Consider the following 16,697-nt stretch of genomic DNA (forward strand, 5'->3'; position numbering starts at 1 on the left):
TCAAACGCACCTGTAAGGTCTGCTTTCCATGCCAATAGAACAGAGAAACGAATTAAAAAGTTGAGTGATGGTCAGATTAATTACGCCCATCGCTATATCGACCCGATAGACATTCAATAAGCAACGAGCCCATCTTTACGCTCTCGCTATTTAGTGCTTCCCGCTCGCCCATAGTTATCTTCGATGCGAACAATGTCGTCCTCGCCAAGATAAGAACCAGACTGAACCTCAATAATTTCCAACGGCTGACTCTCACTTGGATTGCGTAGGGCATGGGTAGTACCAATAGGAATAAAAGTTGACTCGTTCTCTCTAAGCAAAATCGTTTCATTACCATTAAGAACTTCAGCCGTTCCTTTGACGACCACCCAATGTTCTGCTCGATGGTAATGCATTTGAACCGACAATCGCGCGCCAGGCTTGACCTGAATGCGCTTAACCTGAAACCGGTCACCACTATCAACCGAATCGTACCACCCCCATGGCCGATAGACTTTGCGATGATGGCTTACCTGACTTCGATTTTCTGACTTAAGCTTCTTAACGATCTCTTTAACGTTCTGAGAATCACCCTTATTCGCCACCATGACGGCGTCAGCTGTTTCAACAATAACTAGATCATCAACACCGACGGCTGACACCAATTTGCTTTCGCTATAGATATGAGTATTGGTCGTATCATGCGTCAAAACATCGCCGATGAGCGCATTACCATTTGAATCCTTTTCAGACACCTCCCAAAGTGCAGCCCATGACCCGACGTCACTCCACCCCGCATTGAGAGGGATTACTTTCGCCTTAGACGTTTTCTCCATGACGGCATAGTCTACGGAGATATTTGGCGATTCTGAAAATGCGTCTTCATTAATGCGAATAAAATCAAGGTCGTCCCTCTGCCCAACCATCGCCGATTCGGCGGCCTCATAAACATCGGGCGCAAATTTCTTAAGTTCGGTCAAATAAGCGGAAGCAGTAAAAACAAAAATACCGCCATTCCAATAGTATCCACCTTCATCTAAATATCTCTGAGCCGTAGCCTGATCTGGCTTTTCCTTAAAATCAGCCACCGTAAAGGCGCCATCTTGGCTTGACTCACCAGACCGAATGTAACCATATCCTGTCTCGGGGGATGACGGAACAATACCAAACGTAACCAGATCTCCCTTAGCGGCAATTAACATTGCTTTCTCAACAGCCTGCTTAAATGCGGCCCCATCCAGCACAACGTGGTCAGCGGGCATTACCAACAAGACCTCATCTGGATCATCAATAGCGGCAGCAAAAGCAGCAAGAGCTATCGCAGGCGCTGTATTTCGGCCTTCAGGCTCTAGGATAATCCTCGCTTGATCAACCCCCACTTGATTCAGTTGCTCGCCAACCATAAAGCGATGCTCTTCATTGCAAACAATAATTGGAGCTTTCACACTGTCAATACCCTGGGCCCTCAACACAGTCTGCTGAAGCATGGAAACACCATCATCGACCAATGGCAATAGCTGCTTAGGATACATCCCCCTAGAAAGAGGCCATAAACGAGACCCAACACCACCCGATAAAACGACAGGAATCATTGGTCAGCCCCTCGAAAAGACGTGTGGTTTTCTAAAAACCATTGATACGTTAAAACGAGACCCTCCTCTAAACCCACAGTGGAAGACCACCCCAGAGCGGACAGTCTTGATACGTTTAATAGCTTTCTGGGGGCACCATCGGGCTTGGATGTATCAAAACTCAACGTACCTCGATAGCCGACCACGCGGCAAATCGTTTCCGCAAGGTAACGAATTGTACAATCTTGCCCCGTCCCAACATTGATATGAGAGCAACGTTCATCAACTGATAGCCGGTAGTTTTGCTTCGACAAGTTCATCACATGAATGCAGGCCGCTGCCATATCCGAGACGTGTAAAAATTCGCGCATGGGCGTTCCCGTACCCCAAATGGTCACCTCATCATCATCGCGCTGTTTAGATTCATGAATGCGCCGAATCATCGCAGGAATCACGTGACTATTAGTAGGATGGAAATTATCGTTTTCACCATACAGATTTGTAGGCATAACGCATCGATAATCGACACTATGCTGACGGTTATAAGATTCACATAGCTTAATGCCGGCTATTTTAGCGATGGCGTATGGTTCATTAGTTTGCTCTAGCCAACCCGAAAGAAGAGATTCCTCGGCAATGGGTTGATTGCTCAATTTAGGATATATGCATGACGATCCTAGGAACAACAACCTTTGAATGCCAGCCTCGTACGCGGCATGAATCACATTACACTGAATCATAAGGTTTTCGTAGATGAAGTCAGCTGGATAACTATTATTTGCGTTAATCCCGCCCACCTTAGCCGCGGCGAGGTAAACCTCATCTATCGCGTTCTTAGTGAAATATTCTCTGACCGATCGTTGACACGTTAAATCCAACTCATCTTTAGTTTGCGTCAGCAGCTCGACCTCGGAATCCACACCCAACGCCTTACGTAACGCGGCGCCCACCATGCCGTTATGTCCGGCCAAAAATATTCGTTTATTCATACTCTCTTAGACTAATTGCTACCGAACTCAATCTACTCATGGGTAGTCGAAACCTCAAACCCATGTTCCTTTAGAAGTGCATTTTTCTTCGCTGCTGCAACATCACTCTGAATCATTTCAGAACACATTTCTTCTACCGTAATATCCGGAGTCCAACCCAATACCTCTTGGGCTTTTCTTGGGTCGCCTAACAATGTTTCCACTTCCGCGGGACGAAAATACCTGGGATCCACTTTGACTATTTCATCGCCAACCTTCACCGTCGGCGCGCTCTCTGAATCTACGGCGGATACAGTACCGACTTCATTCACTCCCTCACCGGAAAATGCCAATTCTATGCCTACATTTTTAGCAGCAAGAACAACAAACTCTCTCACTGAGATTTGATTTCCAGTCGCAATAACAAAATCGTCGGCCGTATCTTGTTGAAGCATCATCCATTGCATCCTAACGTAGTCTTTAGCGTGCCCCCAATCTCTTAAAGCATCCATATTGCCTAAATAGAGACACGATTCCAACCCGTGGGCTATATTAGCAATTGCTCGAGTTATTTTTCGAGTAACAAAGGTCTCACCTCGTCTGGGAGACTCATGGTTAAATAAAATACCATTGCAAGCGTACATCCCATAAGACTCGCGATAATTCACCGTGATCCAGTAGGCGTACAGTTTCGCTACCGCGTAGGGTGAGCGCGGGTAAAAAGGAGTCGATTCTTTTTGCGGGGTCTCCTGCACCAGACCATACAACTCGGAAGTCGCCGCCTGATAAAAACGAGTGTGTTTCTCAAGCCCCAGAAACCGAATGGCCTCAAGTAGCCTTAATGTACCAAGCGCATCGACGTCTGCTGTGTACTCTGGCACTTCGAAAGAAACAGCCACGTGGCTTTGAGCAGCAAGATTGTATATTTCATCGGGTCTAACCTCTCTTACTATTCGTGTTAAATTAGACGTATCACTCAAGTCGCCATAATGTAAAAACAATCTAGGGTTTTTCTTGTGCGGATCCTCATAAAGATGATCGATGCGATCAGTATTGAAAGATGAAGCGCGGCGCTTGATTCCATGCACCTCGTAGCCTTTGTCTAGTAAAAACTCCGCCAAATACGATCCGTCTTGACCTGTTATGCCCGTAATCAATGCTTTTTTCATAGAATAATGTACTACTTCTCCGAAAGGTTTCAATCTGCCCTATTATGGCGACAGTGTAGTCAATTAGAACCTAAAACAAAAGTTAGCTCGGCAATAGAATAATTAATAAACGATTATCAATCGACACTCGATGACTTAGCACCAACACACAAAGCAGTAACGACAGCAAAACAAGGCCAGCAGTCATATCCTGAAGCAAAAACAAATAGAAACGGCGAACCTCGCCTAACGAAGAAATCATAATGTCAAACTACAATCGCGCCATAACCATGGTCATTATTGCCGGAGCGTTTCTAAGCACACTGGGAATTGGGTCTCGCTTACTAGAGTCGGCATCTGGAATGCAGGTGGTGTTCTATCGGTCCATTGGCCTTCTAATCACAATGACTCTGATAATCGCATTCAGAGAAAGAAATAACTTTTGGAACAGTTTTATTCAGATAGGAAAAACTGGAATCTACAGCAGCATTTGTTTAGTTGGCACATCCATCTTTGTAGTATTGGCCGTAATGAACACATCAGTGGCGAATGCTATGTTTATTATTTCCTTGACTCCGCTTATAGCCGGTCTCTTCGCATGGCTACTTTTACGTGAAAAAATGACGGTCACAACCATAATTGCGACCATAATTGCTCTCATAGGGGTATTTGTTATCATAAATGGTGCGATATCGACTGACGGGGCCCTAGGCATAGTCTACGCTTTTGCAATGCTAATGTGCTACGGCATGTTCAGCGTCACCCTTAGAATGGGAAAGGACGTCGACATGCTGCCATGCATCGCTCTGCATGCAGCGATTCTATTAGTTATCTTAACGCCGAGCCTACCCACACTCAGCATCACCTTACACGACCTGCTTATATGTTTGGGCTTAGGAGTCTTTCAGCTAGGTGTAGGGCTGACCTTACTTACCATTGGATCGAAAAGCATCCCCGCCGCGCAGCTCACACTACTGGCGATGCTGGAAGTAGTGTTAAGTCCCGTTTGGGTTTGGATAGGCGTAGGTGAAAGCCCCAGCAAATCAACCATGATAGGCGGCGCAATCATTATTTCGGCAATCATGTTTCAAGCACTAAAAAGCAAACCTACAGGCCAACCCTAGCATCACTTCATGAGCATCAGACCGCACTCGCGATGCTCTTCCACTTTCGTCGGATCAAAATAGTCATTATTGTCGGGAAGTTCTCGATCATAAATGTATTCCTCTACATCCAACTCAGTAAGATTGAACATAGGCGCGACTCTCACGGTTGAATGGCTACCAAAAGTGAACACATCTAGATTTTTGCGGTGGGCGTTTTGATCATGCCGAATGCCATTAAGCCACACGTCTGGCTTTATTTCTGACATTGCGCGGTTAAAAGGCTCCAGCTTAACGATCTCAGAGAACCGATCATGCTCGGGCGTGTCGACCTGAGGAATCGGGCCGTGAACAGCCGTGTAGTGCGCCGCAGACATTTTAGGGGAATACACTTTAAGGTTTAACTTCAATCTTTCAACGACCCGCTCTATATGCCGGTAGGTTTCCGGGGTATTAAACCCGTGATCCACCCAAATTACAGGGATGTCAGGCTTGGGCTGCGTAACAAGATGTAAAAATGCCACCGCAAGAGGTCGAAAATTGGTGAAAATAACCGGATTTTTGGCATGCTCTATCGTGAAACTCATTATTTCACTCGGCTTTGCATTCCGAAACTGCTCATTAAGATCAACCAAGTTTGCTCCTTTATAAAACGTAAAGGGCTCCAAGGCATCTACTGCTGTGGCTGATTCAACACTCATTTGTCAGTACCTATATCTAATCTCAGTCTATTTACGACTATTTCATAGTTCAGTATAGGCACTAAAAAATAAATGCAAAAATAACAAATATCAATTTACATATTGTTTTTTTGTCTAAACCATCAGTCCAGCTCTTCCAACGGTATGAGAGCTTGATCAATAAATGAAACTGGTACATTTAAAAGTTGTGCAACTTCATCCAATACATGTTTTTCACTTGGGTTAACACCGCCGTCAGCTTGAGCCATCATGCACATATCGTGCAACACCTGCATTGCTTGAGTTTCACTCGCTTTTTCAACAACTTCAGAAGCTCGGCGCCCAATTGTCTCTTTAATTTTGGGAATATTAAGTTTGTCACTAAATGCATATTTACCGAAAAACTTAGCAAACACTTCTAGCTCTTCACTGCTGACGCCACCATGCGCATCCGCAACGGCTATCAATCCAGCAAATAGAAGCCGTCGCATCGCTTCCGCTGTGTCAGTCTTTGCTTCAAGGTAACTAGGTTCCATCAAACTTAAAACGGACTGAACGCCAACCTCTAAGTCAACCTTACTCTCAATGCCACCATATAGTTCGGATCGCTCAAACAATTTCAACGCTTTGACTCGCAATGGACTAAAGGGGTGAGTTGAAAACCAATCCGATCGTGGCGCACCTTGACCGGGAGACTGATCCCCTGTTGCCATGTCATCAACCTGTGCAACAAAATCATCAAGACTAAATTCCACGACCTTCGACGTTAGACCTGAAGACAATTTAAAAAGAGCTCGGGCAACAGCGTCCATGTCTTGGGCACAATGCGCACCAGCTCTGTCCGCAGAGATTTCCGCGTATCGCGACCAAGCAAACAACTCCAAAGCTAACTGGGGATCAGGCCTCTGTTTTCCTTGGAGCAAATAGCCAATAGGCACAGCGTGATGATCATACACATGATGGCCAAGTTCATGACCCATAACGAACTTCAATTCTTGGGATGTAAAGCCTTCTAGCAAACTTGACGAAAACATGACATACAGACGGTCGTTCTCGGGCTTAAAACACGCAGCGTTAAATTGTGGGCTCGAATAAACATAAAGTTCAAGTGGTAATTTCACCCCCAATTTTTCAATACACTCATCGGCCATCTTGGCAATGTCAGGCGCCATACTAGGGGTCAAGCGCACCGAAGTTGCCAATAGATTACGTCGTATACCACTGGGGCCTTCTGCTTCATGCCTTGCGATTTGCTCATTAACACGCTTCACATCGCGATGGTCTTTCAGCTTGTTATAAAGTGCTAGGTCATTTGCGCAACGTATATCATCTGAGTTCATATTTTTTATCACGTTAATAGTGCCTTAAGTTAACAACAGATCGAATGAAGATCAGGTTTGTCTTTACAATTGAAAGCCCCTTTCTAGAGCTTGTCTGCAATAAATTGCGTAATTGTCTTTCTGGCAACAACAGCCTCTTTCATCAAACCATCAATGCAATTGTGACGCAAATTTTTAAACAACTTCAATTGCACGTCACCAGTGAAGTCCTCAAGTTCAGGAGGAAGGGCTATCGCATCATCTTTGGAATGGAGCAACAACACAGGTGCTCTCAGCCCATTGACTACCTCTTTGGCTGACTGGCTAGCTTTAAACACTTGAGCTGAGGTGTAAAGAGGTATCCGCCCTTTGTAAACTTTTTTATCATTTAAAATTGATTCCTGCACGTGCTTATCCGGTGAGATGAGGTTAACGTTCATCTCACGAATAGTAACCAGGCGACTCATGCTTGGAAGACGAATATGCAAAAACTTCGAAAGCGGAGCGATCATATCCACCAGCAATAGCTGCCATTTCGGCACATTATGGGCAACACTGAAAGCCGTGCTAATTCCAACCAGCCCAACCACGCGCGGCCTAAAGCGTCTATCTTGTTCTAATTTGTGGGCCGCCAGCGTCATCAAAGCGCCACCAAACGAATAGCCCATCACCACCACTTGCTCAGCATCGCCCGCTCTGCTTTTCACCTCATCAACAATCATTTGAACAAGCTCGTCATGATGAGGAACCATACACTTATCCAACTTAGAATCGCGCCCATGCCCTGGTAATTCCATAGTAACCACACGGACCCCCAGATTTTTCACCATGTGCCGCAAGGCAGATATTTGGGCAAACGCATGCCCTCTAAGGCCATGCAAATAAAAGACGACCGTTCGCTTCCTTCCTATCTCATATGCTTTCATAAAGATCAGGACCGACTAAACCCTAAACAGCTTGCGCATCCTTAAACGCCAAATATTCATCATAAGAGCCGTCAAAGTTCTCGATTCTCCCGGGCGTTATCTCAAACACCTTCGTTGCCAAGCTACTCACGAATTCTCGATCATGACTCACAAAGATCAAAGTTCCTTCGTAGTTATCTAACGCTAAATTCAACGATTCTATCGACTCCATGTCAAGATGGTTTGTAGGTTCATCCATGACAATTACATTAGGCCTTGCCATCATAATTTTCCCAAACAACATTCGCCCCTTTTCTCCCCCAGAAAGTACTTTTACAGACTTTTTGATGTCATTTTTTGAAAACAGCATCTGCCCTAGAACGCCTCGAACAAACTGCTCATCTTCCTGATCCTTACGCCACTGATACATCCAATCATACACTGTCAAATCAACGTCAAATTCGGCCTCATGGTCTTGCGCGTAGTAGCCAATTTCAGAATTCTCCGACCACTTAACGGTGCCATCATTTGGTGCAAGCTCATCAAGTAAATTTTTTAACAACGTCGTTTTACCAGCTCCATTTTGACCGATTATGGCTACTCGTTCGCCAACCTCGACATTAAACGTTTCATTTTTAAACAATGACTCATCAAATGCCATTGATAGCGACTCAACTTCGACGGCATTTCGGTACAACTTTTTATCCTGCTTGAATCTGATAAAGGGGTTCACTCGGCTAGATGGCTTTATCTCATCCAATTTGATTTTGTCGAGTTGTTTCTGTCGAGACGTCGCCTGCTTTGCTTTTGAGGCATTGGCAGAAAACCGGCTAACGAAGGTTTGCAACTCAGCAATTTGTGCTTTCTTTTTTGCATTCTCAGCTTGCATTCGCTCACGCACCATTTCGGCTGCCGTCATATACTCATCATAGTTCCCAGGAAACAACTTAATATCGCCATAATCCAAGTCAGCCATGTGTGTGCAGACAGCGTTCAGAAAATGCCTGTCGTGCGAAATGATAATCATTGTGCTTCGACGCTCTTGAAGAACCTTTTCTAGCCATCGAATGGTGTGAATATCCAGGTTGTTCGTGGGCTCATCCAAAAGCAATATATCTGGATCAGAAAAAAGTGCTTGAGCTAAGAGAACTCGGAGCTTCCAGCCTGGCGCCACCGAACTCATTGGCCCGAAATGCTGTTCTATCGGTATTCCAACCGACATCAAAAGCTCACCGGCGCGCGATTCTGCTGTGTAACCATCCATTTCGGCAAATTCCATTTCAAGCTCGCCGACTTTCATACCCTCTTCCTCAGACATTTCTGGCAAACCATAAATTCGATCGCGCTCGACCTTAACATCCCAAAGCTCTTTGTACCCCATAATGACAGTATCAATAACGGTAAATTCTTCATAAGCGAATTGATCTTGGTTCAGCTTTCCAATTCGCTCATTTGGCGTGATCGTTACGCTTCCCGCCGTCGGCTCAAGCTCGCCTTGAAGAATCTTCATGAAAGTAGATTTGCCGCTTCCATTAGCGCCTATTAAACCGTAACGGTTACCATCACTGAAGTTCACAGAAATGTTTTCAAACAGCGGCTTGTCACCAAACTGCATCGTAATATTTGAAGTGGAAATCATGTTTTCACAAATAACGTTAATTTAGTCGCGCGTAGTGTACTGGTTTGCTTTTTAAGGAGCAAAGAGTTGAGAACATTTATAGAGGGTTTTGCTCAAATTTAATAGACGTGCAGCCGTCAAATGCAAAGCGACCTTTTTAGTGTGGCATGATAAAACTACTCAAGAAGGCGCTGCAAAGGCAAAATTAGATTCTGCAGATTAGCGCATTAGGAGGGCCCTAATGCGCCTTAAGGATTAGCTTCTATTTAGCGTTTACTCTTTTGATTCTTCCTCATCGTCCAGCAATAAGATCGGAGAAATGATAGACGCTGGCGCTATTGATAGAGGACACAAACCAGACCGATCAATACCTGTATTGCAACGTCGGCTTATTTGCTGTGTATTATCGCCTAGACAACCAGGACCTCCCGCAATCCCGCCATTGAGGCACGGTCTTACTTGCTCCACTTCCTCGGTACAACTTGCGTCACAGGCACGCAATACAGACGTATCCTCATACAAACCGTAGCTGGGGATATTGATGTTGCATTCAAGCCTAGTGAAAAAGCCACTTCCAGACGTGCTTGCCTCGACAACCGAGTTTGCCACCACCCCTAGTCCAGCTGTAATTCCTGTGCATATTTGTTGCTCTATCGCGTTTGCACTTTGCGCTTCGGCTAAAGTTTCATAAGAAAAATTCTCGAACTCACACTCCAGCAACGTGTCGCTTCGATCCGTCTCATCAAAGCCAACAGGACATTCAAACACATCCATCGCAGGTATCTCTTTTGCACACAACATAAATGTCGAGAAATAATCGATGTCGCCTTGCGCGACTTCCATCTGCACACCTGACTTTAATACGCGACCAGAAAAATCATTCACGCACATTGCACTCTCACTTGCCACTGCTGACTCCGCGCCAGCGAGCGTGGTTGACGCGCTTCCAAAATACTCACAAGCAAGCGTATCGAAAGCCCGAAACACCTCAACAGATTCATCTGGGCACAACGTCGTTCCAGCTGGCAGCTCTCTTGTGACTCGACACGTTATTTCCGAAAAAAAACGACCGCTACTCGTACCAATTATCCTGGAACTGAATACGGATGAGTTTGGGTTAGAGAGGCAAATAGCTTCACGTTCCAATCGATCTCGTTCCGCTTCATCTCTATCGCTACGCCGACTTGACTCACGGTAACAGTCAACGAAACCTGTAGTCACCAAGCCTTGAGAGTATCCTGTCGGACATAGCCCTAAATCAGAGCTTTGAGCGTGTACAGCCACTTGGGGGGTTAGTATGAGCGTGCACCCTAACATTAGGCACAGCAACGTGTTTATAACTATTCGGTTCATTAGAGACCTCGTTGTTGTTCAAATACTTGTCGACAACGATCCATATCACCGACTTTTTGAGCACCCATACACCAATCCCACGCTCAAACGAAAATCACTGCATTTCTAACAATTGTGCAGTAATTAACATTTTTTAACACAGGATGAACGAAACATCAATGAACACTAAATTGGCATACTGTAAGCGTGAACCCTGATTGGCTGAACTTCAAGCGACAAAATCCTAATGAAATTGGTGGTCCGTCCTAAGGATATGCCAACACTTAAGCACTCATCTGCTTTCACAAAGATACTGATAAGCTGATCCCCTCCGGAAAACTCGTGCCAGTAAACCAAAGGTTTAGAGTCGCGATATTTACGATAAATCTTAAACGAGAGGTCGCCGGACATACGGGATTGAACCCGCAAATCAACTCGGGCGTTTGAACGAAGAATCTTGCACAAACCATCATCAAAGTAAGCTTCAATATCTCCTGGCGCCTTTCTTGTAAGCATCATGTGCTGACCATCAAATGACGCATCAACTCCTGACAGCCTCTCAATCTGAAATAGATCTTTGAGAGGGAATGATTGCTTGTTTAATAACGACATATAATAAGGATGTGCCTGATAGCTTGGCAGAACCGCCAAACGCATCGTCAAAAAATGACACATCACCGTAAGCAACATCATCAGCAAAGCAGTCATTTCAACACCAGACAAACGTAAAGACCCGACGAACAGTCTGGCGGCATCGGATGGAACGCGCTTCAATAGCATCAAAAATAGGACCACCAACGCCATAATAATTGGCAAGATGTAACGAGCCTGCGGCTGAACATCGCGAGCGAGATTATGATGCAGGTAGAAACAAAATTGGCTGATAATCATTGCCATCACGATCAGCACAATTAACCTTTCACCACCATTCTTCTCTAAGATCGCCCAAACGCCGAACAATAGAGCGAATGTAAATACAAGGCCATAAAACCAGTAACTCCAATCTCCAACATCCAGCTCAATCCAGCTCAGGTGCCCAACAAATGAACGAAACGAGGTCACCAGAAAATCGTCTCTATTTAGCAATAGATCAATACTGGAAATGCCCAATGACCAGTAACCACGATCCGTCGCGTAGCCTCCATTCATACTCATTTGTATCGATGCAGCCTGCTTCATGGCCGTGGGGTCTGCTAGACCGTAGTTGACCATATTGAATACTGGCCACCAACCACCCGCGATGAAGAACATCGACAGAGCAGTCACAAAGTGGCTCAGCCTAAGGCTAGTCGGCCGTCGGAACCAGCACGTCAAAAGCAAAAACACCCCAATCCATGGAATCAATAACCAAGCCGTAAACTTGGTTTGCAAGACCAGCCCAATCGCAAAGGCAAACAAACCTATCACCAGCTTTGTTGCGCCAACTTTATGCACGCACAGCATCGAGCAGATCAGCAAAGAGCCAGAAAAAATCGCTCCTATATCATCGTTATTACACGTTGCCAGGAAAACATATCTAGGCAGCAGTCCTATTAACAACGCCCCTAGAATGGACAACCATAGACTTTCCAAAAATACAAAATAGCCAATAAAAATAATCGCAATAGTGATTGCGCCTAAAAAGGCCGACCCAAGCCTCATTTTAGTTTCATCGCTTTCGATAAATGAAGCCGTGGCACCATAAATAATCGCTGACGTAATGTAAGTAAGCGGTGGCCGTAAGGATCGTGTTGTCCCTAAGTTACTAAACGAAATATCGCTTTGTTCAGCCTCAACGATTGGTAAAGTGTGGTTGTCAACTAAGTAACGTGTCGCAGACACATTCAGGTGATTATCAACATTAAATTCACTTGGAAAACTCGCAGCCAAATAGCAGTAATACCCTAAAAAGAAAACAAAGAACAACCCGCCACCGACGACCGCCGTATAGGTATTTCGCTTGATCACTTAACTCAAAGCTCCACTTGTAGAAAATGACACCGTCGTTAGCATACAATCAATCTCACTCCCTATAAACTCTAACGAGTCACAGACTCCTCGCTAGTCTGAATGTGTTATTGAGCCACACATACTCAAATTGCAGTATATAAATTGGCTAGCCGACGAGTGTCACGCAAGCAGCTCGACGCAATCTCAGCCCAACAAACGGACAAACAAAAGGAGAGTATGATGAGTTTTGACCCAATACAGTCTCTTAGTGAAAAAGAGCTACTCACCGTAGCTGCACTAGAATTAAAATACGCAGATGCGCCCGAGCAAGCGCTCGTAAAACTCAAAGAATGCCTCCAGATAGCGGTGGAAATTGAACTAGCCACTTTACCGGTCTACCTATACACCTATTACTCGATACAACGAAACCTATCTCCTAGTGCTGCAAACCCATCGCCCATAAACCTTTTCGCCGACAAAGCGGGAGGCATCATCATGAGTGTGGCCGTTGAAGAAATGCTTCACATGTCCTTGGCTTCAAATATACTATTTTCCTTGGGCGAACAACCCAAAGTCTACGGTCGCTCTCCCAACTTCAATTCCGTTGAGGGGGGAGGAACCAATTTGCCGTACCATAAACCAAATGGTCCAGACGGCAAGCCGATCGCCATACCACTAGCGGGTTTGAGCTACGACACACTTTGGGGGTTCTTAGAAATTGAATACCCAAAGCAAGCGACCGATGAATTAAAAGAAGACAACTGGGACACGATTGGAGACTTTTATTCGTTTATACGCTGCATTATTGCTACCAGCTTCATCAATGACGCTGATTTCACCCGAGGCTCTACCGATTATCAGATATCCGATGACTATTATGGACAAAACTGCATTGATACCGTTTACCCAACAGAAGGCTTTGACGACAGCTTAGTCCCAGTCCAGGCAGGCTCTGCCGCACAAGTCGCGGCCTATCCTAACAGTGCTAACAGCCATGCAGGTTACGCCACGCCCATTGACGACAACAATGGTGGCACAGCTCTCGCCCCTGATTCAGAGCATGGTTCACAAAACGACGTCGAATTGAATAAAGTCTTTGACAAAGCGTCTGCCATTCAAGCCATTGCCACCATTTGCGACCAAGGTGAAGGGTTTACAACAAATAAAAACCTAGATACTGAATCAGCGTTTGATGACCAAGAAAATGTTGAAGAATCACATTACTACAAATTTCTCGCTCTCCAGTCGGAACTCACCCCTTACGGCGCTGTTCCGGAATGCCTTTCTGACAGCCCAACGCCGCCACCTCCCGCAGCGGTTCAGTGGACACCAGGGGACCTATCGTCAATTTGCTTTAACTTCGCAAAAAACCCTACAACGTCCGAATACCCAACGGAATATCATGACCTGTCAAACCTATGCAATGGCGTCTATCAGTACATCCTGTTAATGACCGAGGCTACCTACACCGTAAGCGGACAAACTCAGGTTGAGCTCTTTAACGTAGGTGTACATAAAGCAATGATTTGGGTTCTAGACAAGCTAATTCAAGGAATGCGTACGCTCACCGTTAGCGTCCAAGAGACAGATTACGCCCTGGCACCGACCTTTGAAAACCTAGATATCACTTCCAATGGCATTCGCGCTAAAGCTAACGTCCTAAATTACATACAAAATATTGAAGGCAAGGCGGAGACAGAGCCTGACAAGAAAAACGGAGTTTTCAATAAACAACTGGCTATGCTAACCAGCAATAATATCAAGGCGCTTATTCAACAATTACCGGATATAGACATGCTCGATAAAGGGTTAGGCATGTTGGTGCCGGTCGAAATAAAGCACGCCTGCATGGGTCTTAACGCGTGCGCCGGACAAGACAGATTCCAGACCAATGAATGTGCAGGCCAAGGAATGTGTTACACATCCAATAATCATACGTGTCACACATTGAACGACTGTAAACAACAAGGGGGATGTGGTTTATACGGTACTTCAGAAGAGCAAAGTCGACCGGGGGGCAATTCCTGTAAAGGACACGGCTCATGCGCCACCCCAATAAATGCAGAACGGTTCGCCACAGCCACAGGCCTTGAGGGAGAAAGTGTTTGGCAACTGGCTCGTGCAGCGTTTGAAGAAAGGATGAAGGCCGAAGGCAAATCATTCGATGACGCTCCTAGTGAAGCCTATCAAGAGATTGACGGCGAGTCAGTCGCGGTCGGCCCGTCATTTAAGTGGATTAAGGAGAACGGATGTTTAACGGCTTGCGGAGCCAGTGGCTTAAGCGGTGCCGGAAGCTGCGGTGGATAACTCATCCATAAGCCATCCTAGCGAGGGAAGGGACAACCTAGGTCTTGGCCTAGGTTTAAGGCACTGCCATGCCGATCAAATTCTAGCTGGGGAATCCAGCGTCAGCTGGTTTGAAGTAATTTCCGAAAACTATCTCGACTCAGGCGGTAAGTCAAAATACGTCCTAGATCAAATAGCAGAAAGGTATCCGATAGTTTGCCACGGCGTTTCGATGTCTATCGGCAGCACCGCGCCAATCGATTTTGGCTACCTTGGCAAGCTGAAAGACTTAGCCAAACGCGTTCAACCTAAGTGGATCAGCGATCACTTATGTTGGACGGGGGTTATGGGTATTAATAGTCACGACCTGCTTCCTTTACCGCTCAATGAAACCACACTAAAACACGTGGCAAACAGAGTCTCGATCATTCAAGATTTTCTTGAACGACCGATCGTGTTAGAGAACCCAAGTACCTACCTGAGTTTCAAACACTCTACGCTCGATGAACCAGCGTTTTTAAAACAGCTAGTCCAAGAAACCGGATGTCGATTGCTCCTCGACGTAAACAATGTCTTTGTAACTGCCTATAATAACGGGGCAGATCCGAATGAATATCTAGATCAGTTTCCGTTCGAGTATGTTCAGCAAATGCACTTAGCAGGACATGAAGACTGTGGAACTCATATTATTGATACTCATGATCAGCCCGTTCGTGATGAAGTATGGGATCTGTATCGGCGTTGCTGGGAAAAAACCGGAGGCGTCGCTACGTGCTTGGAATGGGATGGAAACATCCCCTCACTCTCAGAATGTGAAGCGGAACTATATAAAGCACGGTCATACCAGGACTCTGAACGTGCGGAACCGCTGAAACGCAAGCGTCGTAAATCCGCTGTTTCTTCAGAACCAATATCAACGCCCATAAGCTTTATCCTTCCTGATGTGATGGAAAGCATTTCAAATGAAGCCTCGTAATGTCGAAAACCATCGCAGCATTAAATGACGTACAAGCCTGGATGCAAAACGCCCTCATATACCCAGGACAAGTAACCCAAACCCAGATCTCTGAGAACCTGGCGGATACGGATCAACTCTCGGCAATAGCGGCTCTGGGTATTTATCAACGAAGTTACTACGCTCGACTCCTCAGCTGTATGAGAGATCAATTTCCTGCACTGTGCTTTTCATTAGGTGAAGCAATCTTCAACCAATTCGCCACGGAGTACCTACGAGAGCATCCATCCAATAGCTACACGCTTTATGAGCTCGGGAGCCGCTTTCCCAACTACTTAAATGACACCCGGCCTGACCGAGACAAACAAATTGACCAACGCGAAAGGTGGATTGACTTTATGGTCGAGCTAGCTGAGTTCGAACGTTTGGCATTCGGCTTATTTGATGCTAAAGGCGATGAGCCCAGACTTGTGACTCAGTCAGACGCCCCCGATCATGATTTACTGCCACAACGCTGCCTCGCCATTCATCAAGCACGATTCCCCGTTGCTCACTTCTATTGCGCAGTAAGAGACAAAGGCTCCCCGACGTTACCGCCGTACAAACATTCGTTTGTTGCACTGGTTAGGAAAGAGTTTAAAACTCAACTCATACCACTTAGCTATGAGCAATACACGCTGCTTTACAATTTCATCCGGACCGCTTCGATCTCCAGTGCTCTGGAATGTTCTGCGCAAAGTCTTGCCAAAGTTAAATCAATGAATTCAAATGAACTGTCAGCCTACCTACTAAACCAATGGGCTGGGCCAACTGGGTGGAAATCAAATTGGATAAAGCAAGGCCTATTCAAAGCTCGTGAGTAAGCGCACCATTTCACTAGGTTTCCGTTGCTCATCAAGCGTTC

Annotated in this window: 13 protein-coding genes; 4 read left to right on the forward strand and 9 right to left on the reverse strand. The window is 45.6% G+C overall.

The genetic code is table 11. The features are described 5' to 3' along the window. Positions 1-146 precede the first annotated feature (146 nt). Genes ABWW54_RS14045 through gmd form a run of 3 tightly spaced genes read right to left on the reverse strand, consistent with a single transcriptional unit; the run spans position 147 to position 3,687 of the window. Positions 147-1,571, reverse strand: coding sequence for a mannose-1-phosphate guanylyltransferase/mannose-6-phosphate isomerase (locus ABWW54_RS14045; protein ID WP_353413034.1), 1,425 nt, complete (start codon positions 1,569-1,571; stop codon positions 147-149). Beyond that, a complete protein-coding gene (fcl, locus tag ABWW54_RS14050; protein WP_353413036.1) occupies positions 1,568-2,539 on the reverse strand; it encodes a GDP-L-fucose synthase in 972 nt (323 codons plus the stop codon). Before fcl ends, ABWW54_RS14045 begins: the two co-directional genes overlap by 4 nt. A gap of 32 nt (positions 2,540-2,571) precedes the next feature. Continuing rightward, entirely contained in the window at positions 2,572-3,687 is a 1,116-nt protein-coding gene (gene gmd, locus ABWW54_RS14055) for a GDP-mannose 4,6-dehydratase (RefSeq protein WP_353413038.1), read from the reverse strand. A 242-nt stretch (positions 3,688-3,929) separates the two neighbouring features. Here gmd and ABWW54_RS14060 point away from each other — a divergent pair, with 242 nt between their 5' ends. Further along, positions 3,930-4,790 carry a DMT family transporter gene (locus ABWW54_RS14060; RefSeq protein ID WP_353413040.1) on the forward strand — a complete coding sequence of 287 codons (861 nt, stop codon included), beginning with the start codon at positions 3,930-3,932 and terminating at the stop codon, positions 4,788-4,790. A 2-nt stretch (positions 4,791-4,792) separates the two neighbouring features. On the opposite strand, the gene ABWW54_RS14065 is transcribed toward ABWW54_RS14060, so the two are convergent. The 6 genes from ABWW54_RS14065 to ABWW54_RS14090 all read right to left on the reverse strand — a co-directional run bounded on the left by ABWW54_RS14065 (position 4,793) and on the right by ABWW54_RS14090 (position 12,570). After that, complete coding sequence (locus tag ABWW54_RS14065; RefSeq protein WP_353413042.1) at positions 4,793-5,470, reverse strand: phosphoadenosine phosphosulfate reductase domain-containing protein; 678 nt, start codon at positions 5,468-5,470, stop codon at positions 4,793-4,795. 122 nt (positions 5,471-5,592) lie between these two features. After that, complete coding sequence (locus ABWW54_RS14070) at positions 5,593-6,789, reverse strand: M48 family metallopeptidase (protein ID WP_353413044.1); 1,197 nt, start codon at positions 6,787-6,789, stop codon at positions 5,593-5,595. 83 nt (positions 6,790-6,872) lie between these two features. Next, positions 6,873-7,694 carry an alpha/beta fold hydrolase gene (locus tag ABWW54_RS14075; RefSeq protein WP_353413045.1) on the reverse strand — a complete coding sequence of 274 codons (822 nt, stop codon included), beginning with the start codon at positions 7,692-7,694 and terminating at the stop codon, positions 6,873-6,875. A gap of 22 nt (positions 7,695-7,716) precedes the next feature. Further along, the gene (locus ABWW54_RS14080) at positions 7,717-9,312 is read right to left on the reverse strand and encodes an ABC-F family ATPase (protein WP_353413047.1); all 1,596 of its coding nucleotides are present in this window, start codon (positions 9,310-9,312) and stop codon (positions 7,717-7,719) included. 252 nt (positions 9,313-9,564) lie between these two features. Further along, on the reverse strand, positions 9,565-10,644 hold the full coding sequence (locus tag ABWW54_RS14085; RefSeq protein WP_353413049.1) for a hypothetical protein: 1,080 nt from the start codon (positions 10,642-10,644) through the stop codon (positions 9,565-9,567). Between the two features lie 165 nt (positions 10,645-10,809). Next, positions 10,810-12,570: a glycosyltransferase family protein gene (locus ABWW54_RS14090; RefSeq protein WP_353413051.1), complete on the reverse strand. Its 1,761-nt coding sequence runs from the start codon at positions 12,568-12,570 to the stop codon at positions 10,810-10,812. Positions 12,571-12,714: 144 nt separating this feature from the next. Here ABWW54_RS14090 and ABWW54_RS14095 point away from each other — a divergent pair, with 144 nt between their 5' ends. Genes ABWW54_RS14095 through ABWW54_RS14105 form a run of 3 tightly spaced genes read left to right on the forward strand, consistent with a single transcriptional unit; the run spans position 12,715 to position 16,656 of the window. Beyond that, positions 12,715-14,859, forward strand: a complete 2,145-nt coding sequence (locus tag ABWW54_RS14095; protein WP_353413053.1) for a ferritin-like domain-containing protein — start codon at positions 12,715-12,717, stop codon at positions 14,857-14,859. Continuing rightward, the gene (bufB, locus tag ABWW54_RS14100) at positions 14,852-15,814 is read left to right on the forward strand and encodes an MNIO family bufferin maturase (RefSeq protein ID WP_353413054.1); all 963 of its coding nucleotides are present in this window, start codon (positions 14,852-14,854) and stop codon (positions 15,812-15,814) included. Before ABWW54_RS14095 ends, bufB begins: the two co-directional genes overlap by 8 nt. Beyond that, positions 15,814-16,656, forward strand: a complete 843-nt coding sequence (locus ABWW54_RS14105) for an HvfC/BufC family peptide modification chaperone (protein ID WP_353413056.1) — start codon at positions 15,814-15,816, stop codon at positions 16,654-16,656. Before bufB ends, ABWW54_RS14105 begins: the two co-directional genes overlap by 1 nt. Positions 16,657-16,697: the final 41 nt, after the last annotated feature.

Source organism: Arenicella sp. 4NH20-0111 (assembly GCF_040366405.1).
GTDB lineage: Bacteria > Pseudomonadota > Gammaproteobacteria > Arenicellales > Arenicellaceae > Arenicella.